The sequence below is a fragment of the Nocardia fusca NBRC 14340 genome (assembly GCF_001618425.1).
Taxonomy (GTDB): domain Bacteria; phylum Actinomycetota; class Actinomycetes; order Mycobacteriales; family Mycobacteriaceae; genus Nocardia; species Nocardia fusca.
Genome location: NZ_BDCU01000060.1, coordinates 19,769 through 41,378, shown reverse-complemented (window position 1 = coordinate 41,378; position 21,610 = coordinate 19,769). Strand labels below are relative to the sequence as shown.

General features: G+C 69.1%; 11 protein-coding genes. 3 read left to right on the top strand and 8 right to left on the bottom strand.

Annotated features, from left to right (window positions below; genetic code table 11):
• Positions 1 to 94 precede the first annotated feature (94 nt).
• The gene (locus NF4_RS33320) at positions 95 to 10,003 is read right to left on the bottom strand and encodes a toxin glutamine deamidase domain-containing protein (RefSeq protein WP_063131383.1); all 9,909 of its coding nucleotides are present in this window, start codon (positions 10,001 to 10,003) and stop codon (positions 95 to 97) included.
• A gap of 336 nt (positions 10,004 to 10,339) precedes the next feature.
• Between NF4_RS33320 and NF4_RS33315 the strand changes: the two genes are divergently transcribed.
• Entirely contained in the window at positions 10,340 to 11,026 is a 687-nt protein-coding gene (locus NF4_RS33315) for a hypothetical protein (RefSeq protein WP_063131382.1), read from the top strand.
• A 165-nt stretch (positions 11,027 to 11,191) separates the two neighbouring features.
• Here NF4_RS33315 and mmsB read toward each other — a convergent pair whose 3' ends face one another.
• The 5 genes from mmsB to NF4_RS33290 form a co-directional block, all read right to left on the bottom strand.
• Positions 11,192 to 12,094: a 3-hydroxyisobutyrate dehydrogenase gene (gene mmsB, locus NF4_RS33310; RefSeq protein WP_063131381.1), complete on the bottom strand. Its 903-nt coding sequence runs from the start codon at positions 12,092 to 12,094 to the stop codon at positions 11,192 to 11,194.
• A complete protein-coding gene (locus NF4_RS33305; protein ID WP_063131380.1) occupies positions 12,091 to 13,179 on the bottom strand; it encodes an enoyl-CoA hydratase/isomerase family protein in 1,089 nt (362 codons plus the stop codon). The genes mmsB and NF4_RS33305 overlap by 4 nt, the downstream gene beginning before the upstream one ends.
• Before the next feature lie 37 nt (positions 13,180 to 13,216).
• Entirely contained in the window at positions 13,217 to 14,368 is a 1,152-nt protein-coding gene (locus tag NF4_RS33300; RefSeq protein WP_063131403.1) for an acyl-CoA dehydrogenase family protein, read from the bottom strand.
• 5 nt (positions 14,369 to 14,373) lie between these two features.
• Positions 14,374 to 15,873, bottom strand: a complete 1,500-nt coding sequence (locus tag NF4_RS33295) for a CoA-acylating methylmalonate-semialdehyde dehydrogenase (protein ID WP_063131379.1) — start codon at positions 15,871 to 15,873, stop codon at positions 14,374 to 14,376.
• A gap of 182 nt (positions 15,874 to 16,055) precedes the next feature.
• Entirely contained in the window at positions 16,056 to 17,189 is a 1,134-nt protein-coding gene (locus tag NF4_RS33290; protein WP_063131378.1) for a DUF2157 domain-containing protein, read from the bottom strand.
• A 124-nt stretch (positions 17,190 to 17,313) separates the two neighbouring features.
• On the opposite strand from NF4_RS33290, the gene NF4_RS33285 reads away from it, so the two are divergent.
• Positions 17,314 to 18,372, top strand: a complete 1,059-nt coding sequence (locus NF4_RS33285) for an amidohydrolase family protein (RefSeq protein WP_063131377.1) — start codon at positions 17,314 to 17,316, stop codon at positions 18,370 to 18,372.
• Between the two features lie 74 nt (positions 18,373 to 18,446).
• Here the strand turns inward: NF4_RS33285 and NF4_RS33280 are convergent, their stop codons facing one another.
• Complete coding sequence (locus NF4_RS33280; RefSeq protein ID WP_198165569.1) at positions 18,447 to 19,436, bottom strand: GlxA family transcriptional regulator; 990 nt, start codon at positions 19,434 to 19,436, stop codon at positions 18,447 to 18,449.
• Positions 19,437 to 19,570: 134 nt separating this feature from the next.
• Between NF4_RS33280 and NF4_RS33275 the strand changes: the two genes are divergently transcribed.
• A complete protein-coding gene (locus tag NF4_RS33275) occupies positions 19,571 to 20,203 on the top strand; it encodes an isochorismatase family protein (protein WP_063131375.1) in 633 nt (210 codons plus the stop codon).
• Positions 20,204 to 20,390: 187 nt separating this feature from the next.
• Here the strand turns inward: NF4_RS33275 and NF4_RS33270 are convergent, their stop codons facing one another.
• A complete protein-coding gene (locus NF4_RS33270; protein ID WP_063131374.1) occupies positions 20,391 to 21,545 on the bottom strand; it encodes a glycosyltransferase family 32 protein in 1,155 nt (384 codons plus the stop codon).
• Between the last annotated feature and the right edge of the window lie 65 nt (positions 21,546 to 21,610).

Here is a 21,610-nt window from a genome sequence, read left to right as displayed (position 1 = left end):
GACGGCCGACACCGAAACCATTCCAGCGCATCCGGCTTAATTCGCAGTGGCGCCCCGGCGAATTCGGCTCGAGGAGCGCGCGAATACGCCCCGGTCAGGGGGTGAAGGGTTTGTCCACCTCCGGCGGCTCCGCCGCACCGCTGTCGTCCGGTACCCGGGCGTCCTCGGCCGCGGGCCCCGGATCGGGAGCGGGGGTCGCAGGCGTCGCGCCCGGAGGCAACCACGTCACGTCCGCGGCCTCGGGGGCCCGGAAATCCGCCGGCAGCGACCACTCGACCGGACGCCGGCGCTGTGGACGGCCGTGCCCGTGGTAGAAGCGCCGCCCCGGAACGGCATTCAATATTCCGTCGTCCCCATTTCCGGCCACACCCCGTCCTGCTCCTGGCGCCAGGCCGCCCACGACGCCGCCACCATCGCGTCGGTGCTCGTCGGTTGTGGCAGGCGTGTCGTCTTGTCGATCACCATCGAGAAGCTCGCCGCCGGTTTCCCTGCCGAGCGGACGCCGATCCGATACTCGATCAGGTCCGCGGTTTCCGCGATCCGCAGGAGTTCGACCCTGTTCCGGCGCGGATAGATCTGCCGTGCCGCCGGTTCCCGGCCGGTGGTCGCCGCCTCCGTGTAGTCGTCCAGCACCGTCGAACCCGACCAGCTCGGATATTGCAGGATCACGCCGGTTTCCGCGTTCACCACCAGACACGACATCCCGACCGTACGGCCCGTCTCCCAGTCCTCCTCGGTGGTCTCCGGCTGGAGCAGCCAGGCGCCCACCGGCATCCGGCCGATCAGATACCGGTGGTCCCCCGGCAGAACTTCCCGCACGTAGTTCCGTACTTGGTCCTCGGTCTGCAACGGCGGATTCATCATTCGCTCCTTCTGAGAGGTGGTCGAAGTACGGGTCGCCCGCGACGGCCTGCGCCGGGCCGGGTACCGCCCGGGCGGGCGCCACGGTCCGGCCCGGTGGTATCGCGACAAAGTTGAGGTGCAGGGTGCGCTGGATCAAGGCCGGGGACGGGTGTTCCGACACTTCGCCGGTCACCGGATCCCACCACACCGGCTGCGCCGCCCCCTTGGGGAAGACGACCACCGGGGCTTCGGCACCGGTGACGACCAGCTGGTCCTCGGGCAGTGCGCGGTCGAAGGTCCCCGTATTCGGATCCACCTCGACGGTCGCGCTCACGGCCACCGCCGCGGCGCCCGGACCGAGACTCGCGACCCAGTCGTGCAGTGCGGCGAACTGCGCCACCACAGGACTCTCCGGGAAAGTGTTCAGGCCGGTCTTCGCCCAGCCCAGCAGCCGGTCGAGACCGTCGCCGGCGCCCATGTCCTCGTCGTCGGACCCCGCGGACGGCTGCCGCGGCGCGGCCACCAGCGGCGTCCCGAGGAAGGTCGAGACCGCCGCCATGGCCGCGTCGAATTTGTTGAGACCGAACGCGGGAGACGGCGGGTCGGTCACCTCCACCAGTGTCCGGTAGGGGTTCTCGGGTGTGGGATACGTCCGCGGATCGGCCGCGGTGACATAGTTTCCGCGACTGTCGCGCAGAGCGTCCTCGAGCGCCCGCTGCGCGGCCGGGTCGACCGGGTCGAAGAACGGGTCACGGGCGGCCGCGGGATCCGCCAGGCGTGCCGGCGGCTGCGGCGGATCGAATTCCGGCCGGACCAGCGGCCCGACATTGCGCTGCGCGAACGGCGTATCGATGATGCGGCGGCCGGGCGGTATCTCCAGGAACCGGAAGTCCACGGTCTCGGGGTACGCGTGCACCGGCGGTGCGTCCCACGTCTGCCCGGTCACCGGGCTCCACCACACCGGCCCCGCGGCGTCGACCGGGTAGACCACCAACAGCATCTCGGTCTCGTCGTCGAAGGTGGAGACGAGTTGCCCGGAATGCGGGTCCACCGTGCCGAGCCCGATCACGGCCACCGCCGCGGAGCCGGGACCGAGCCCGCCCACCCAGTCGTGCAGTGCCCCGAAATGCGCCGACTCCGGACCCACCTCGGACCCGAACCGGCCGAGATTCGTTCTACCCCAGTACTGCAGGCGGTGCAGGGCGCCGTTCTCGTCGTCGTGATAGTGGAGGCCGAGCCCGGGATCGGGATGACGCGGTACCGCCACCTGCGGCTTGCCCAGAAAGGACGACAGCCCCGACAATACCGCGTCGACCCTGTTGTATCGGCGTTCCGGCGTCGTCGGGCCCCCGGCGTTGACCAGTTTTCCGTAGGGCAGGTCAGGGGTGGGATAGGAGCGCGGATCCGCACCCGCCACGAAATTCCCGCGCCTGTCGCGGAGGGCATCCTGCAAGGCTTTCTGATGTCCCGGGTGTTCGAGCCGGTCGAGGTGGAACCGCTCGAACCGGCGGCTGTCGGTGATATCGGAGAGCAGCATCGCGGCCGGTCGCCGCCGCCGCGGCCCGACCGCGGGCAGCGGGCGCGACGCCGGTCCCGGAGCCGGCAGGGCGGGGTTGCCGGCGGGTGGTTCGGTGGCCACCGTACGACCGGGCGGGATGGGCAAGAACCGCACGCTCGCCGATTTCGTCGCCATCTCGGCCGGTGGATCCCCCGATATCTCGCCGCTCTGCGGGTCCCACCACACCGGCCCGTCGGCACCGGGCGGGTAGACGATCGCCACCGCGTGTCCACCGGCGGTCTTCGGGGAACCGTCGGCTTCGAACAGCGGAGCCTTGGTCACCGGATCCGTCGCCTGCCAGCGGTTGGTGACGAACGCGGCCGAGCCCGGTCCCAGATGTTCGATCCACGAGCCGATGGCCGCGAACTGCTCCGGTACCGACCGGCCGTCGTGCGCGTAGGACTCGAACTCGGTCCGGAACATGTGGACCACCCGGTCGAGCCCGGCGGTCTCGCCGTAGGTCGGACTCACCAGGCCGTCGACCACGTGGAAATAGGAGGGCGCGGCCACGACCGGGTATCCGAGGAAGGTCGACAGCGCCGACAGAGTGCAGTCGACACAGTTGGTGTCGCGCCCCGGCACGGATTTGCCACCGGCATTGATCAGTTCACCGTACGGCCGGCCACCGGCCGGGTGGACCCGAGGATCGGCGTTGACCACGACGTGGCCGTCCTGGTCCCGCATCGCCTGATCCAGCGCGCGCTGGGCCTGCGGGCTCTCCAGCGGAGCCATATGGCCCGTGCCGAAAACGCGGCTCCGTGTCGGATCCAGCACCTGCGCGAGAGGCGGGCGGTGTCCGGGCCGCGGCGAGGGCGGTGCAGAGGGCGGTGCCGGAGCGGGGGCTCGAGTGGACGCGGACGCGGGCGGCTCCGGCACCGGGCGTTCCGAGTCGGGTATGGACTGTTCGGCTCGCGGTGGCTCGGGCGACCGCGTCGCCGGCTCCACCCGCGGCGGCTCCACCTCCGATCGATGCAGCCAGTGGCGTATCCGCCGGCGCAAATGGAACGGGGTACCCGCCGGGTCCGGCCGCCGCGCCGGGTTCACCGGCGAGTCGCCGGTCACCTGATCGACAGATACGGCAGCACGGTTGCCCGATAGCCGGAAAGGCGTGCCGGCGGGGTCCTGTCGCGGTCGGCCGGATATCGAGGCGGGCTCGGCGCCGGAATTCCGGCACGGCGGGTACCGGGGGTCGTCGCCTGTTCTCGTACCGAGTAGACCCGTATCGGCCCCGCCGCCGGTAGCGGTACCGGCGGCCGGGGTCACCGTGGGATTCCCGGCCGGATCGCCGATCACCCGGCCCGCGGGGATGGGGACGAAGGTCAGCTCTCCCGTCTCCGCCACCAGGCTTTCCGGCGGCGCGTCCCAGGTCTCCCCGGTCACCGGATCCCACCACACCGGCCCGGGTGCGGCGGGCGGGTGGACGACCACGAGGGGTTCCGGCCCGCCGAGGACGACGCTGCCGTCCGGGGAACGAAGCGGCGAGCCGGTCTGCGGATCGAGCCGGGGTTTCACCGGAAGGACCAGCGCCGCCGAGCCCGGCCCGAGATGGGTCACCCAGTTGTGCAGTGCGTCGTACTGCCGGGCCATCGGCAGTGCGTCGTCGAAACCGGCCGGGTCACTGCGCAACCACGCGACCGCGCGGTCCTGGCCGCCGGTTTCGTCCGCGCGGTCGTCGCCGGGAATGGCCGGATCGGGCTGACGGGGCACGGCGACCTCTGGTTTACCCAGAAAGGTCGCCAGCGCCGACAATGCGGCATCGAACCGGTTGGTGTCGCGACCCCGCAGGGCCGTGCCGCCGGGATTGACCATCTGCCCGTACGGATACTCCGGCCGCGGAAAAGTACGCGGATCGGCCCCGGTCACGAAATTCCCGTCACCGTCGCGCATGGCGTCCTCGAGCGCCTTCTGGAACCCCGGGTGCTCGGCCGCGCCTAGGCCCCCCTTGCCGATGCGCCGGCTGTCGGAGGGGTTGGCCAACCGCGGCGGCGGATCCGGGCGGGCGGGTACCGGTGCGAGCACCGGTACCCGCACCGGCTGCCGCGGCACCGGGGCCTCCGGCGGTGCGGGCCGCTGTCCCGGGGGGAGATCGTCCAGCACCGTGGTCCCCGGTGGCACCGGAATGAACCGCATCATCACCGTGCTCCGCGTCAGCCGCAACGTCGGCCGGTCGGAGGCGATATTGCCCTGCGGATCCCACCACACCGGACCGGGCGCACCCGCCGGGTACACGATCAGGGTCGCGTGTGAGCCGAGAACGGGCTGCCCGTTCACCGACAGCGGTCTATCGGTGTACGGATCCCGTGCCTGGTAGACGATCTGCACATAGGCCGCCGAGCCCTCGCCCAGATTCGTCACGTACTCCTGGAGCGCGGCGAACTGTTGCGGGATGGTACGCGTACCGTCGTTGAAATCGTTGGGCTGATTGCCGAGCATCCGGTGCAGCCGGAACTGGTCGAGACCGTCACCGCCGACGGTATCGACCACACCGTTCACGATCCGGTGGTAGCGCGGCAGCGCGACCTTCGGCTTTCCGAGAAAGGTCAGCAACCCCGAGATCACACAGTCGAGGCAGTTCTTGTCGCGGCCGGGCGTGGTCGTACCGCCGGGGTTGATCAGCTCACCGTACGGTCTTCCGCCGGCCGGATGGGTTCGCGGATCGGCGTATCGGACGATATCGCCCCCGGAATCGCGCATGGCCCGGTCGAGTTCCTGCGGCAGCGCCGGGTCCTCCAGCGGTGCGAGCCATCCCGGCCCGAACATCCGGGCATCCGAGGCATCCGCCAACAGCCGCGGCGGCCACGGCCGGTTCAGGCGCGGCCGGGGCGAAATATCCTGCTGCGAACCCGGATGCGGCGCCGGCGGCGGTACCGGTACCGGATTCCCGAGGCGGGGTCCCGGCTGCTGCACGAGGGGGCCCGACGACACCTGCTGCGCAGCCTCCAGCAGTGGTTTCTTCGCCGGGGACTCATCCGGCCGGGGCTCGGGCAACGGCCGCTCGGTCCCCGCGGATTCGGCTTCGGTGCCGGCGTTCCCGCTCGGCTCGCGTAGCGGTTCGAACGTCCCGGCCGCTGCCGTGCCGTCCCGCCCGGCCGGGCTGCGCGGCGCTGTGTCGGTCGTGGAACTGCCCGCCGCCGGTGGCGCCGCGGGTGGATCGACGGTCCGGCCCGGCGGTATCGCGAGAAACCCCAGCCGTGCGGTGGTCGTCACCGCGCTCGCCGGCGGATGGTCCCAGGTCTCCCCGGTCACCGGGTCCCACCACACCGGGCCGTCGGCGCCGGGTGGATAGACGACCACCAGGGGTTGCATGCTCGTCACCGGACGGTTCTGTGGATCACGCGCGATCGTCCCGGTCCTGGGATCGATCTCGGGGACGACACGGAAGGCCAGCGACGCGGCTCCCGGACCCAGATGGTGCACCCAGTTGTGCAGATTCGTGAACTGCTGCGGTATCGGCAGGGCGGGGTCGAAATGGTTGGGCCCGGTCCCCAGCCATTGCGTGGCCCGCAGATAACCCTGGTGCTCGTCGGTGTGGGTGTACAGACCCGGTCCGCCGTCGGCGTGCCGTGGCGCGGCGACCTGCGGGTTGCCGAGGAAGGACGAGAGCGCCGATATCGCGGCGTCGAACCGGTTCGTGGCGCGGCCGGGCAGGGCCGGACCACCGGCGTTGATCAACCGTGCGTACGGATTCTCCGGGCTGGGATGGGTCCGCGGATCGGCGCCGGCCACGAACCCGCCGTTGCCGTCGCTCAGCGCGTCGGCCAGGACTTTCTGCAAACCGGGGTGTTCGACCGGAGCGAGCCGGTCCGGGCCGAAGGTCCGGCCGGCCGCGGGGTTCGGCAGCCGCATCGGTGGATCCGGGAGCGTCCGGGCCGGGGGTGTCACCGGGCCCGGCGGCGGCTGGTGTACGGCCGGGGCGGGCGGTGGCGCGGCGGGAGTGTCGGCGACCATGCTGCGGCCCGGCGGGATCGGGATGAAGTCGAGTTTGGTTGTGTTCCGGACCATATGCGGCGGCGGTCCGTCGGACATCGCGCCGGTTTGCGGATCCCACCACACCGGGCCCGCCGCGCCCTTGGGATAGACGATGACCGTGGCGTGAGCGTAGGAGGTCTCGGGGCTGCCGTTCGCGAAGAGCGGTGCACCGGTGGCGGGATCGGTCCGGTGCCACTCGTTGTTGACGAAGGCCGCCGAACCCTCGCCCAGGTGGGTCATCCAGTCGTGGAGGGCGGCGAACTGTTCCGGGATCGACCGACGGCCGTCCCGGTAACTGTCCGGGTAGGTCCGCAGCATATGGAACACCCGCTGGAGGGCCTTCGGCTCCTGGATCATGGTGTCGACGACACCGTCCACGATGTCCGGGTAGCGCGGGGCGGCGACCTCGGGGCGGCCGAAGAAACTCGCCAGCGCCGACATCGCGCAATCGGGACAGTTGTTGCCGCGGCCCAGCACGGCCGGACCGCCCGGGTTGATCAGTGTGCCGTAAGGCGTACCGCCGGCGGGGTGCGTCCGCGGGTCGGCGTAGTGGAGGAAGTTTCCGTCCTCGTCGCGGAGCGCGTCCTCCAATGTCTGCTGGGCCTGCGGGTTCTCGATGGGGGCGAGCAGACCCGGCCCGTACACACGGGTGTTCGACGGGTTGGTCAGCAGCATGGGTGGTGGCGGCCGGCGCCGGGTGGGCGGGGGCGGTGCCGCCACTGTCGACGCGGTGTCCGGTTGTGTCGAGGGGCCTTGCGCCACCGGCGGCCGCGGGTCCGGGCGTTCCGGCGGGCGGCGCTGCGGCGGCGCGCTCCGCGGTCCCGCCTCGATCGGCACCGGAACGGGTTGTGCGAGCGGATTCGGCTGCGCGTCGGATACCGAGGGCACAGGGTGCACTGGGGAAAGCCGCGGGTCCGCCGCCGGTTCGCCGGTGCGCGGCTTCTTCGGCGACGGCGCCGGCTCGGCCTCCGTATCGGAGTGTGTCCGCTTCGGCCGCACCGTTTCGCTCTCCGCCGGGTTCGCGGTGGACTGCTGACCGCTCTGGGTCGCCGGTGGCGGATGCTGCGCGGAGGAACTCGGGTGCTGCGCCGGGGCCGGTGGCGGCGGCTGGGCCGGGTTGTTCGTCGTGGGTACCGGCGAATGAGGGACCGGACTCGACGGTAGCGGGGCGGGGGACGGCATCGCGGGATCGACGAGCGGGACGAACTCCTCGCCCTCGCTCACCGAGAGGAACGGTTCGAAACCACTCGGCGACCACTGCGAATCCCGGTCGTCGGCCTGTTCGGCTCCCGCCGTCCCCGCCCGGTCGATATCGCCGGGCTGCTCGGTCGAGTGCACGGACTCGATGGCGGACGCTCGCTCCGGCGGAGCGATATCGAAGTCGGCTCCGGCACCGGGCGACGAATTGGGTTCGCTGCCGACAGCGTTCGCCGGTGCCGAGCTACCCCGTGTCGAATCCGACGGCGCGGATGGGGCGCTCGCGGCCGATGACGCCGAACCCGGCCTGCTTCCAGCGGAATTCGACTGTCCGGCCGCCGTTTCCGTTTTTCCGGGCTGGGCCGGCGAAGCGGGCTGCCCCGCCCCGGTCGCCTGCCCCGCCCCGGTGGGCTGCGCCGGTCCGGTGGGCTGCGCCGGGCCGGAAACCGGGGCTGTGGACGAATCCGGGAGCGATACCGATTGGTGCGGGCCCCCGGCGACCGGCCCGTCACCGAACCGGCCACCGGTATCCCCGCGATCACCGTATCCGCCGGCCGGCTCGGCACCGGTCCCCGAACCCGGCCGCTCCGACCGGTGCCCGGACTCGCCCGGCTGCTCCTGGCCCGAGGGCCGGGGTTGCTCCCCCGGCCGATCACCGGGGGCCGGCGAGTTCTCACCGACGGTGGCAGCCTGGTCCGGAGAGTGCCCACCAAGTGATTCCCGCCCGGCGCTTTCACGGCCGTCCTCGCTCCCGGGTCCGCGATCGTCACCTACCGGTCCGGCACCGTCGCCGGTGCCGCCGGTCGACCCCGCCGTCGTGCTGTTCCCCCCGGCACCCGGATCACTCGGCTGCGGCCGGCCGCCGGTTCCCGCACCGGTGCCGTCCGATCCGTTATCCACCGCCGGTGCCGAGGAGTTCGCCGGCCCGCCGCGGATGTCGCCGGGCCCGGACCGCGGTGACTGCCCGACGGCGGGAGATGGTGACTGCCCGACGGCGGGCGATATCGCCGACCCCGGAACGGCAGATAGGACATTGTTCCGGTGGCCCGAAGTATTCGAGTTCTCCGCCGGGAAGCCGGTGGGATCGGAGAACTGCCGCCCCGGCGATACCGGCCCGTTGTCGGAAGACTGCCGACCGTTGGAGAAATACTGCGACCCGATGGGCGATCCGGGCGGCCCGCCCGCGGTGAACGGCGACCCACCGGCCGGTACGGTGGGCTGCCCGCCCGGCCGTGCCGGCCCGGACCCGTCCCCGCGCATCGTCGTCCCCGATTCCACCAGGGCGCGCGGACCGTCACCGGACAGCTTCCCCTCCTGCTCCGAGTATTCCGGTGGCGGCGAACCCGGTACCGACCCGTCCCCCGGGCCCTCGGGGAATTCGGGCCCGCTGCGGCCGAACGGGAAGCCCGCGGGCTGACCGCCGGACCCCATCGGGCCGAAACCGAAAGTCGACGGACCCGCCGCGCCGACCAGGCCGCCCTGGATGAAGCCGCCGGCGATACCGATCCCGGTGAGCGAGTCCGCCAGGCTCTGCCCCGAGATCGCGGAGACGAACAGACTGCCGAAGATTCCCGCGCCACCGTCCGCCGCGGCCCCGACCACAGTGTTCTGCCCCGCCCGACCCCACCAGTGCTCGAGCTGACCGCCGAAATACTTCCCGAATCCGCCCGAGAATCCTTTGTTGAGCCCCTTGGCGATGCCACTGCCGATCGGCTCCGCGAAACCACCGGCCGCGACGCTGTACCCGAACTCCTCGCCGTTGAATTCGTCGCGTTTCCCGGCGGCCATCTGCCCCGCCTGGATGGCGCCGTTGATCAGCGCTTCCTCGGCCGCGCCCTGGATCACCTCGCTGCCGAACATGCCCCAGCCCTTGGCGGTCGGCAGCACCGGTTTACCGGCCGGCAGGCTCTTCCAGAAGCTCCGCTGGATAGTGGGCGCACCGAGTTTGGCGGCCAGGTTCTGGATCGCCCGCTGGACGGAGGTGGCCACCGCCTGCAGGGTCGCCCGGGTGGTGCCGACCGCCGCGGCCTCCACCGCGGGCGCGGTGGGCGGGAACAGCCAGGCCAGCGCTATCTCGATGGCCAGCCAGCACAGAGTGATGATGATGGTGAGCTTCTGCGACTGCAGCTCGGTCCCGAAGTCGAAGGTCGAGTCGGCTGTCTCGAGCAGGTAGTTGCCGAGGGCCTCGAGTGAAGCGTCCCCCGTACGCAACCGGTCGTACTGGGCCCCCATCTCGGCACGGGCGGCACCCTCGGGATAGGCCGCCATGGTCGCCTCTTTGGCTTCGTCGACGGCGGCGAGCAGCGCGAGCAGCTCGTTCGCGGCGTCCTTCCAGACCGCGGAGACCGCCCAGGCGGTGTCCTCGTCGCCGTCCGGCCACTCCGCTCCGGCGATCCACCCGAGCCAGCGCAGTTCCTCCGGTAGGTACAGGCTCATCGAGACAGGACGCCGGCAGACGCTGTGCTGATCACCGCCACCTCCTCGCAGAACCGCTCGCGCAATTACAGCCGAGGGGGGTTAATCAGCAGTGGCGCACAGGCGAATTGGGCAGAAATGACCTGCTCGATGGCAAACATTCCCCGAACAGCCGCGTGCAGGGTCCGGTCGGTGCACGCGGCCCATCCGGGAATCGAACACCGGAATTCCGCCTTTCGAACAGTGGTCGAAGCGGGACCGATGGCCTGTTGGACAGGCATCCGTACGCGCGCCCCGCCGGAAACTCAGCGGTACGGTTGACACGATCACGGTGTTCTCGGAAGGCTGAAAATCGTCATGGATCCCTCGCGCTGCGTTGTTCTGGTACCCGTCGCCAGCCACATCGAACACGACTGTGACGAGGCATTGAAGCGATTGGAACGACGCGGCTACCGAGTGTGGCGCAGATACGGCTCCTCCGCCATCGACCAGGCCCGCAGTCAGATGGCCACCGATGCGCTGGCCGAGGGCTTCGACGAGTTGATGTGGATCGATTCGGATATCGGATTCGACCCGGACGCGGTGGACCGGTTACGCGCCCACGACCTTCCACTGGTGGGTGGGGTGTACGCCAAGAAAGGTACGCGCGCACTGGCTTGTCATATCTTGCCGGGCACCGAGAAGTTCGTCCTCGGCGAAGGCGGCGGTCTCACCGAAGTCCGCTACGTCGGAACAGGTTTTCTGCACACCAGGCGGGAGGTCTACGAGAAGGTCGCCGAACATGAGGAGTTGCCCGTGTGCAACCTCGGATTCGGCACTCCCATTGTCCCGTATTTCCTACCGATGCTGCTACCGGAAGGCGACGGCAATCACTGGTATCTGGGCGAGGATTTCGCGTTCGCCGAGCGCGCGCGGCGCTGTGGATTCACCGTGTACGTCGACACCGGCTTCCGCCTGGACCACATCGGCACCTACGCCTACACGTGGGAGGACGCCGGGAGCGACAAACCCCGCTACGGGAGCTACACCTACCACTTCAGCTGAGGTCCGCCGGAGCCCGCCGCCGATCCCCGGCTCGACGGGTAGGGACCTGCCGTGCTGGCACACGACAGGTCCCTGTGCCGGCCCCACCGTTTCGCGAGGGGGCGCCCCCACGGCTCCGCTACCGACTCACGGTGGACGGTGAGACGTTGCGCGCCACCGGGCCGGCTATTCGGCCGGACCGGTTCCGCCGCTGCGTTCGCGTACGTCGGTGATGATGGCCGAGAAATCCCGGTCGCCCGAGGTCTCGTTGAACTCACGATAGATTTCGGCGGCCAGCTGCCCGATCCGGCCCTCGACACCGTTGGCGCGCAACGCCTCCACCGCCAGACCCAGGTCCTTGTTCATCAGCGCGGTGGCGAACCCCGGCTTGTAGTCGTTGTTCGCCGGGCTGGTCGGCACCGGCCCGGGCACCGGGCAGTAGGTGGTGAGCGACCAGCTCTGCCCCGAGGCCGTGGATACGACATCGAAGAACGCCTGATGACTCAGGCCCAGTTTCTCACCCAGCACCAGCGCCTCCGACAGGCCGATCATGGAGATGCCGAGGATCATGTTGTTGCAGATCTTGGCCGCCTGCCCGTTTCCGGCGGCACCGGTGTGCACCACCTTGGCGCCCATCACCTCGAGCACCGGCAGCGCCTCGGCGAAATCGGTATCCGCCCCGCCCACCATGAAGGTCAGCGTTCCGGCGGCCGCGCCGGAGACACCGCCGGAGACCGGCGCGTCCAGGGCCCGGTGCCCGGCCGCCGCCGCGGCCGCGGCCGCGGCACGGGCGTCGGCCACATCGATGGTCGAACAGTCGACGAACAGCGTGCCCGGGTTCGCGGCCGGCAGCAGTTCGTCGTACACGGTGCGCACCAGCTTGCCGTTGGTGAGCATGGTGATCACGATGTCGCGCCCGGTGGCCGCGGCGACGCCGGTGTCCACCAAGGCGACCCCGTCGGCGCGGGCCTGCTCCTGCGCCGCGGGCGAGGGGTCGAAGGCGTGTACGTCGTACCCGGCCTTGACCAGGTTGGCCGCCATCGGGCCGCCCATATGGCCGAGGCCGAGGAAGCCGATCGTCTTGCTCATTGGTTGTCCTCCGGAATCGTCAAACCCAATTCCCGCGCACCGAGTTCGGCGAAATATCCGTCGACCTGCGCGGTGGTCACATCGGACAGGGTGGCGGGCGACCACTGCGGGTTGCGGTCCTTGTCGACCACTTGGGCGCGGATGCCCTCGACCAGGTCGTGCGAGGCCAGCGAGGCGATCGACACCCGGTATTCCTCGTTCAGCACCGCTTCCAGGCTGCCGGTGCCCTTCGCCGAACGCAGCGACCGCAGCGTCACCTGCAGCGCGACCGGCGATTTGCCCAGGATGTCGGTGGCGGCCTTGTTCGCCTCCGGCGATTCGTGGGCCTGTAGGCGGGCCACGATCTCGGCGACGGAATCGGCGCTGTAGCAGGCGTCGATCCAGTCGCGCTGCGCGACCAGCGCCGATTCCGGGGCCTCGGCGGCGAATTTCGCGATGGCGATATCCGCGGCCTCGGACTCCAGGGTGGTCAGCAGCGCCGGGATCTGGTCGGCGGGTACGTAGTAGTCTGCGAAACCGGTGGCGATCGCGTCCCCGGCCCCCAGCCGCGCGGTGGTGAGCGCGATATGCGTGCCCAGTTCACCCGGTGCCCGGGACAGCAGGTAGGTGCCGCCGACATCGGGGATGAATCCGATACCCACCTCCGGCATTCCGACCTTGGACCGTTCGGTGACGATCCGGTGACTGCCGTGCGCGGACAGGCCGACCCCGCCGCCCATCACGATCCCGTCCATCACCGCGACATACGGTTTCGAATAGCGGCCGATCAGCGCGTTGAGAATGTACTCGTCGCGCCAGAACTTCCCGGTCGCCGAATCCGCCGCCGCGCCCACATGCCCCGCCGCCTGCTGTTCCCTGGCGTCGTGGTGGATGGCGACGATATCGCCGCCCGCGCACAGACCGCGCTCACCGGCGCCACTGATGGCCACCGTCCGCACCGAATCGTCGGTGGCCCAGGCATGTAGCTGCTCGGTGATGGTGAGCGTCATCGCGTGGTTGAGGGCGTTGATGGCCTTGGGCCGGTTCAGCGTGATCAGGCCCAGGCCGCCGCGCTGTTCGACCAGGACTTCGGGTTCGTCGCTCATTCATATCCTTTCGCGCTCGCCGCCGGGCGTCCGCCGGTCACGACACACCCGCCACGGACGCTGTCATCGACCGGGCGACGACCATCCGCATGATCTCGTTGGTGCCCTCCAGGATCTGGTGCACCCGCAGGTCGCGGACGATCTTCTCCAAGCCGTATTCGGCCAGGTAACCGTATCCACCGTGCAGTTGCAGCGCGGCGTTGGCGACCTCGAAACCGGCATCGGTGGCGAACCGCTTGGCCATGGCGCAGAGTTCCACCTTGTCCGGGGCATCCGCGTCCAGCGCCGCCGCGGCCCGCCACAGCAGGGTCCGGGCGGCTTCGAGTTCGGTCCGCATATCGGCCAGTTCGAATTGCAGCGCCTGATTGTTCAGCAGCGGGGCGCCGAACGCATTGCGCTGGGCCAGGTAGGGCACGGTTTTCTCGAGCGCGGCCTGTGCCCCGCCCACCGAGCACGCGGCGATATTGAGCCGCCCGCCGTTGAGCCCGTTCATGGCGATCCGGAATCCGTCGCCCTCGGCGCCGAGCCGGTTGGCCACCGGCACCCGCGCGTCGGTGAGGATCACCTGCCGGGTGGGCTGGGCGTTCCAGCCCATCTTCTTCTCGTTGGGCCCGACCTCCAGGCCGGGCGTATCGGCCGGGATGACCAGCGTGGAGATACCCCGCGCCCCGGTGTCCTGGGTACGGACCATCATCACGTACAGGTCGTTGCTACCCGCGCCCGAGATGAACTGCTTGGATCCGTTGACCACATAGTCGTCACCGTCGCGTACCGCGCGGGTGGTGAGGGCGGCGGCATCGGAACCCACACCGGGTTCGGTGAGCGCGTAACTGGCCAGCTGGTCCATCGCCGTCAGCCCGGGCAGCCACTGCCGGCGCTGGTCGTCGTCGCCGTAGGCGTCGATCATCCAGGCCGCCATATTGTGGATCGAGATATAGGCCGCCACGGTGGGGCATCCGGTGGCGAGCTGTTCGAAGATCCGCACCGCGTCCAGCCGGCGCAGCCCGGATCCACCGAACTCCTCACCCACGTAGATGCCGCCGAGCCCGACCGCACCCGATTTCCGCAGCACATCCACCGGGAAGTGTTTGTTCTGGTCCCATTCCACGGCGTGCGGCGCCAGGTATTCGTCGGCGAATTCCCGGGCGGTGTCGCGGATGGCCCGCTCGTCTTCGTCGAGCGCGAACACGGCCGTCATTCCATCGTCGGGATGACGAAGCTGTTGCTCTCCTTCAATCCCGCCGGCCAGCGCTGGGTCACCGTCTTGGTCTTGGTGTAGAAGCGGATCGAATCCGGGCCGTGCTGGTTCAGGTCACCGAACCCGGACCGTTTCCAGCCGCCGAAGGTGTAGTACGCGATCGGCACCGGGATCGGGACATTGATCCCGACCATGCCGACCTGTACGCGGGCCGCGAAATCGCGGGCGGTGTCACCGTCGCGGGTGAAGATGGCGACACCGTTGCCGTATTCGTGGTCGTTGGCCAGCCGCAGGCCTTCCTCGTAGTCGGCCGCGCGCACGACGCTGAGCACCGGGCCGAAGATCTCCTCCTTGTAGATGGACATCTCCTTGCCGACCCGGTCGAACAGCGTCGCGCCGACGAAGTACCCGTTCTCCGCGCCCTCGACGGTGAGCCCGCGGCCGTCGACCACCAGTTCGGCGCCCTCGTCGATGCCCTGCTGGATGTACTTCTTCACCCGGTCCACACCGTCGAGCCCGACCAGCGGCCCGTAGTCCGCGCCCGGATCATCGGATTTGCCGACATTGAGCTTGTGCACCCGATCGGTGAGCTTCTCCACCAGCCGGTCCGCGGTCTCCTCGCCCACCGGCACCGCCACCGAGATGGCCATGCAGCGTTCACCGGCCGAACCGTAGCCCGCGCCGATGAGCTGATCGGCGACATCGTCGAGATCGGCGTCGGGCATGACGATGGCGTGGTTCTTGGCGCCACCGAAGCACTGGGCGCGTTTACCGTTCGCGGTGGCGGTCTCGTAGATGTACTGGGCGATCGGGGTGGAGCCCACGAATCCGACAGCCTTGATCCGGGGATCGTGCAGGATCGTGTCGACGGCCTCCTTGTCGCCGTTGACCACGTTGAACACGCCCTCGGGCAGACCGGCTTCGAGGAACAGTTCGGCCAGCCGCAGCGGCACCGACGGGTCGCGTTCGGAGGGCTTGAGTACGAAGGCGTTACCGGTGGCCAGCGCGGGGCCGGCCTTCCACAGCGGAATCATGGCCGGGAAGTTGAACGGGGTGATCCCGGCGACCACGCCCAGCGGCTGGCGCATCGAGTAGACATCGATCCCGGTGCCCGCGCTCTCGGTGTACTCGCCCTTGAGCAGATGCGGAATGCCGACCGCGAACTCGATCACCTCGAGGCCACGCTGGATATCGCCCTTGGCGTCGGGGATGGTCTTGCCGTGCTCACTGGACAGCAGTGCGGCCAGCGAGTCGATTTCGTCGTTGACCAGGGTCAAGAACTTCATCAGCACCCGGGCCCGGCGCTGCGGGTTGGTCGCGGCCCAGGCCGGCTGCGCCGCCTCGGCATCGGCGATAACGGCCTCGACCTCGGCCCGGCTCGCCAACGGCACCCGGGCCTGCACCTCGCCGATATTCGGGTCGTAGACATCGCCGAACCGGCCGGAGGTCCCGGGGACGTGCTGCCCGCCGATGAAATGTGTGAGTTCTCGAACCATGCGATTCCTGCCTCGTGTCGGGGTGGCGGGCGCGGCGCTGCGGCCGTCCGTCACACGAAGATCGTTTTTGCGGGCTTCCAATAGTTGGACGTCCAATCAAAACGATACACCCGGCCCCCGGCCGAGGCCAGAGCCCGCCGCAAATGCCCCGCCCGGGCCCGCGAGTCCCCTCGTCCGCCCGGCTAACCGACAGTTTTCGTGGACCGCGCCAGCAGATAACTGCCGATCCCCAGTACCACCGCGCCGATCACCAGGATCGCCCCGGAGGCCCCGGCCGAATCTCCGGTCCAGTCCGCGACCGCCTCCACCGCCGCCAGAGTCAGGGCGGCAGCGCCGCCCAGCACCAGCACCCAGGAGCGGTCGGTCGCGTAGACACCGAAACTCACCAACGCGACGAAGGCCGTGAGCGCGTAGGCCGGCCACATCCCGTCGAATGTGTCCACGGTCTGCGCACCCGCTACCGCCAGGACCACGCCCGCCAGATACCCGGCCCACACCTCGAGCACCACCCGGGCGCGGGTGAGACCGAGCCAGCCGATACCCAGCGCCAGTACCCCGCCGCCGACCCAGCTGTCGTCGAGGTCGAAGACCTCGTCCAGTACGCCCACCACCAGCGCCACGCTGAATCCGGTGCACACCAGCAGACCGAGCAGGGAGGGCAACGCGGCATAACCGGCGGCGGCCGCCAGCAGACCCGCCCCCGCGGCATAGACCCAGGTGCTGTCACCACCGACATCCCCGTTGTCGAAAACCGACCCCGCGGCCGCGGCCACACTCGCCGACGCGAGCACGAACAGGACTACCGCGAGCCGTGTCCGGGCGGTGTGCCCGGTATCCGGTACCGACCGCCACGCCGCCCGCAACAACACCGAGCGACCGCCCGCCGTCGCCACACCGGCCACGATCAAACCGAGAGCGACCAGCGCGAACAGGACGAACCGGCCGAGTTGGGCCATATCGTCCCAGGACTCCACCAGGATCAGCACCAGCCCGCTCAGTAGCAGGCCCGCCCCGGCATAGGCCGCGATCTCGGCCAGCAGCCGGGCCGGCGTGGGCCGCGGCCGTTCGTGCTCCAGCGCGGTGACCACCGCGGTCAGCTGGGTTTCGTCGAGCACACCCTGCTCGACCAGATCGCGCAGCGCGGCGGGCGCCCGACCCGGTTCCGGCGCCAGCGCACCGGCACTCCGCGGTTCCGCCACGGGGCCGCCGGCCGGGCGGGGCGCGGCGGCCGGGACGGATTTCTCCGTCACGACGCGGTCGGGAACCGGATCGGCTCCCGACACCGGCGCCCGCGGCGCCGAATCCTGTTCGGCCACAGACCCAGTATGACGCCGGATCCGCCGACTCGTCCGGCGCGAGCCGATCCGCACCACCGCACCCTGGTCACGCGCTACCCTCGGCGATCAGACCGCAGACGATCGCAGGAGGTGCCGGAGCGCAATGGACATCGGCGAGATCCGGATCATCGACGCACACATCCACCAGTGGGACCCGTTCACCACCGCGCGCGAGTTCAGCCGTACGGCGAAACTGTTGCGTGCCGTCCCGATCCCGCTCCCACTCGCGCTACGTCTCGCGCCGCGTAAGGACCGGGAGTTCATCGGCGAACCCTCGGCCTATCTGGCGCCGTACCTGCCCGCCGACTACCGGGCCGACACCGGCGGCCTGCCGGTCGAATCGGTGGTACACATCGAGGTCGAGTGGGCCGGGCCAGAGGTCGAGGAGACCCGCTGGGTCACCGCCCTGCCGTTCGGGGTGGACACCCCCGCGCTCGCCGCGGTCAGCGCGAGCGGATTCCCCGGTGCCCCGGGATTCGCCGAACTGCTCGACGCGCATCTGTCCGCCTCGCCGCTGGTACGCGGCGTGCGCAGCATGGTCGCCCACCATCCGGACGCGGGTATCCGCAGTTTCACCACCGATCCGGGTGCCCTGCGCAGCAACGCGTTCCTCGACGGCTTCGCCGCACTGGTCGACCGCGACCTGGCCTTCGAGGCCTGGGTGTACTCGCACCAGCTGCCGGAGCTGACCGCGGTGGCCCGGCGCTACCCCGAAGCGAAGATCGTGCTGAACCACCTCGGCACTCCGGCGGGGATCTTCGGGCCGATGGGCAAGTACACCGGTAACGACGCCCGGCAACGCGCCGCGATACTCGAACGCTGGCGCACCGATATCACCGCACTGGCCGAATTCCCGAATGTGGTGGCCAAGGTCAGCGGGCTGATGATGCCGATCCTGGGCCACCCGGTACCCCGGCCCGGCCATCCGACGCCGGTGTCGCGCCTCACCGACCGGATCGGCCCGCTGCTGCGGCATGCGGCCGACGTCTTCGGCGTCGACCGCCTCGTCTGGGGATCGAACTTTCCGGTCGACCGGCCGATCACCTCGATCACCGGCAGCGCCGAGGCGGTGGCGACGGTGCTGGCCGAACATCTCGGCAGCACCGAGTTCCTGGAGAAGGTGTTCCGCACCAATGCCCAGCGGGTGTACGGCCTGGAGTGAAACCGGGCGGCGCACGCGGCGCCGCGCCGGAGATCCGCGCGGGCCCGTCGGACAGCGCTTACGGAACCTCGCGCTTACAGAACCTCGGCGCGGACCCGGAAGCGGTCCCGGTAGGCGGCCGGGGTGATGCCGAGAGTGCGGCGGAAGGCACGGGTGAGCGTATCGGTTGTCCCGAAACCACATTCGCCGGCTACCCGGTCAAGGGTGTCGTCGGTGGTCTCCAGCCGGTTGCGGGCGACTTCGACCCGGGCGGCCTCGACGTAGGCCGCCGGTGTCGTACCCAGTTCGTTCTTGAAGATACGGGTGAGTTGGCGGTCGCCGATTCGGGCGTGGGCGGCGAGGTCGGCGACGGTGAGCGGTTCGGAAATGTGCTGCGCGATGTGATGTCGTAGGTCGTCGATACGGCGGGTGGACGAGACCGGATCGAGGGACACGCTGAACTGGCTCTGCCCGCTGGGACGCCGCAGGTACATCACCAGCTGCCTGGCCACCCGCATCGCCGGCTCCTGGCCGAAATCCTCCGCTACCAGCGCAAGGGTCAGATCCAGACAGGCGGTGAGCCCGGCGCCGGTCCACACGTCGCCGTCGCGGATGAAGATAGGGTCGGCGTCCACCGTGACAGCCGGATGTTCGGCGGCGAGTTGGCCGGCGGTCGACCAGTGCGTGGTGGCGCGTTTGCCGTCCAGCAGCCCGGCATGGGCGAGGATATGCGCGCCGACGCATACCGAGGCCACTCGCCGGGCGCGGCCGGCCGAGCGGCGAACCCAGTCCACCACCGCCGGATCGGTGACAGCGCGCACCTGCCGCCGCGCGTCGACATCGACCGCACCCGGCACGATCAGGGTGTCGATACCGCGGCCGGAGATGTCCGCGAACGTCATATCCGGGAGCACCCGGACGCCGGCGGAGGTCGTCACCGGTTCCGGTGTCTCGGCGGCGAGTACGACGCGATAGCCGGTGGGTTCACCCATCTCCCGTTGCAGCAGGGAGAACACTTCGGGCGGCCCGGTCACGTCGAGCAGATCGACGCCGTCGAACAAGGCGACGACGATCAACCGTTCGATCATTGTCTCGTCCTCGGATCCACACAACTGATGTCGTTTTTTGCAGGTTACATGTCATTGCCGACATATCGGTGGGCTCCTAACGTGAAAGACGCGCCGGAAACCCGGGCGAACTCCCCGAAAGGACGATCTCGATGGCCACCACGTTGCGTGAGCTCAGCGGCTTCGACCAGACACCGGCCACTCTGGCCGAGGCCACCCTGCTGCTCGTCGACTACCAGAACACCTACACCCGCGGGGTCATGGAACTCGACGGCTGGAAGCCCGCACTCGAGGCGGCCGCGGACCTCCTGGCACGAGCCCGGGCGGCCGGTGCGCCGGTCATCCATATCGTCCACAACGGCGGCGCGGGATCCGCCTACGACCTCGATGCCGAGATCGGCCGGATCCATCCGGCTGTCGCACCCATCGACGGCGAACCCGTCGTGGTCAAAACCGCGCCGAACGCCTTCGTGGACACCGATCTCGCCGCACTCGTCGACGCGACCGGGAACAAACAGGTCGTCATCGCCGGATTCATGACCCATATGTGTGTCACATTCACCACCGAAGGCGCGTTCCTGCGCGGGAACCAACCCACTGTCGTAGCCGACGCGTGCGCCACCCGCGCCCTGCGGAGCCCCGCGGCCGAGGTCTCGGCAACCCAGCTCCACCACAGCGCTCTGGCCACCATCGCCGACCTCTACGGCGTCGTCGCGCTCTCCGCGGCCGATCTCGGCCAGGCCGTGGTCGCTGGGACTGTGGATTCAAAGGTGTTACCGGCCTGATTCGCTGACCGATGGTCAGCGAAGCCGAGATCTATGGCGCATAGTCGAGCCGAACTCTCGACGAGGTATGTCGCGATCTTCATCGACGCGTTCGCGAGCGCCTTCCCCGACCGCCGGCCCGACGCCCGAATCTACTGACGCTCCTCGACAGAGGAGCGAGAGATAGTCCCCGGTCTCGACCAAATGACTAGATGGATACCCGATCGAGTACGAGCGGCGTTGTCTGATAGCTGTAATGGCGCCTCGTGACGCCGGGGCGGGGTATGAGCTCATAAACAATGCCGGCCGCGTGTGCATCAAACACTCGGTGCGTGTGCTGGTGCCGTACGCTCTCGATCGCGAGGGTATACGCAATAGGTCCGGTTGTTCGGAGTGCCGCCATTTTACCGACGCCATCGCTGATTTCGTCGTAACATCCGATGTTCTGGATCACCCTTTCGATCACAGCTTCCAGAAACGGGTGCCCCGGACTGCCGATGACATGCCAGTTCTGAAACTCGCCACCAGCAATATCCTCGAGCTCGGGATGCATTCCCCATCCGTCGAACTGCTGCCCCGGCTGGTTCTGCCATCGCGATAGAAGATATTCGTCGGAGGGCCGGATGATATCCGGCAAGGAAAGAAGCGGGCCTGACTTGATGTCAAGATACACACCACCGCACTGATAGACACAAAGATAGCGGAAGAAATCTGCCCTCGCCGCACCGTATCGCGGATTCAGGCTCAGGTAGGTTTTCAGCACATCCCAGCCGTAATATTCGTATATGAAATCGTGGCAGTCCTTTCCAGAATAATAGTTGTACTGCCAGTCCGGATTAGCGGTCCGGAACCTGTCGATGCCATCGGCCAGCACGTCGGGAATGGTTGCGGTCTCGTATGTCTGATGGATGATTTTCGGTATCCGGCGCTGCCGGGCCTTCCGGGCCACCGAGGGAAGAGCGGCGCTCCATGCCCTGGTCAATTCGCCCACCGGAGCCAGGCGGAACGTTTCCCACTCCCTCCTTGCGGAGCTGTATCCGAACGTGCCGTTCGGCTGGGCACACAGGTACAGCTCGCCCGCCATGATGCAGTATTCGTCTCCGGCATCGAGAAGCCGTGGTCTCAGCCCCTCGAGCTCATCGGAAACGCTGGTAAGAATCTTGCCGGACTCATTCAGGAGCAGAGTCGCCGTGCGTGGATTGAATTCCTTATGGATTAGTCCGCCTTGCGCGGAGACTGCCAGCACCGTGCCGAAATACGTGGTCAGGACGCGATCGTCCGGTGAAATGGTGCCGGCTTGTAGCCTTCTTGCCAACGTCTTCCTACTGTCGTTCTGTTGTCGGTTCGGGTCATTCCCGGTCATTGCGATTGTGGTAGCGACGCGGGCCGGGTTTGTCGGATCGGCGGCGGATTCGGACGGCTGTCGCA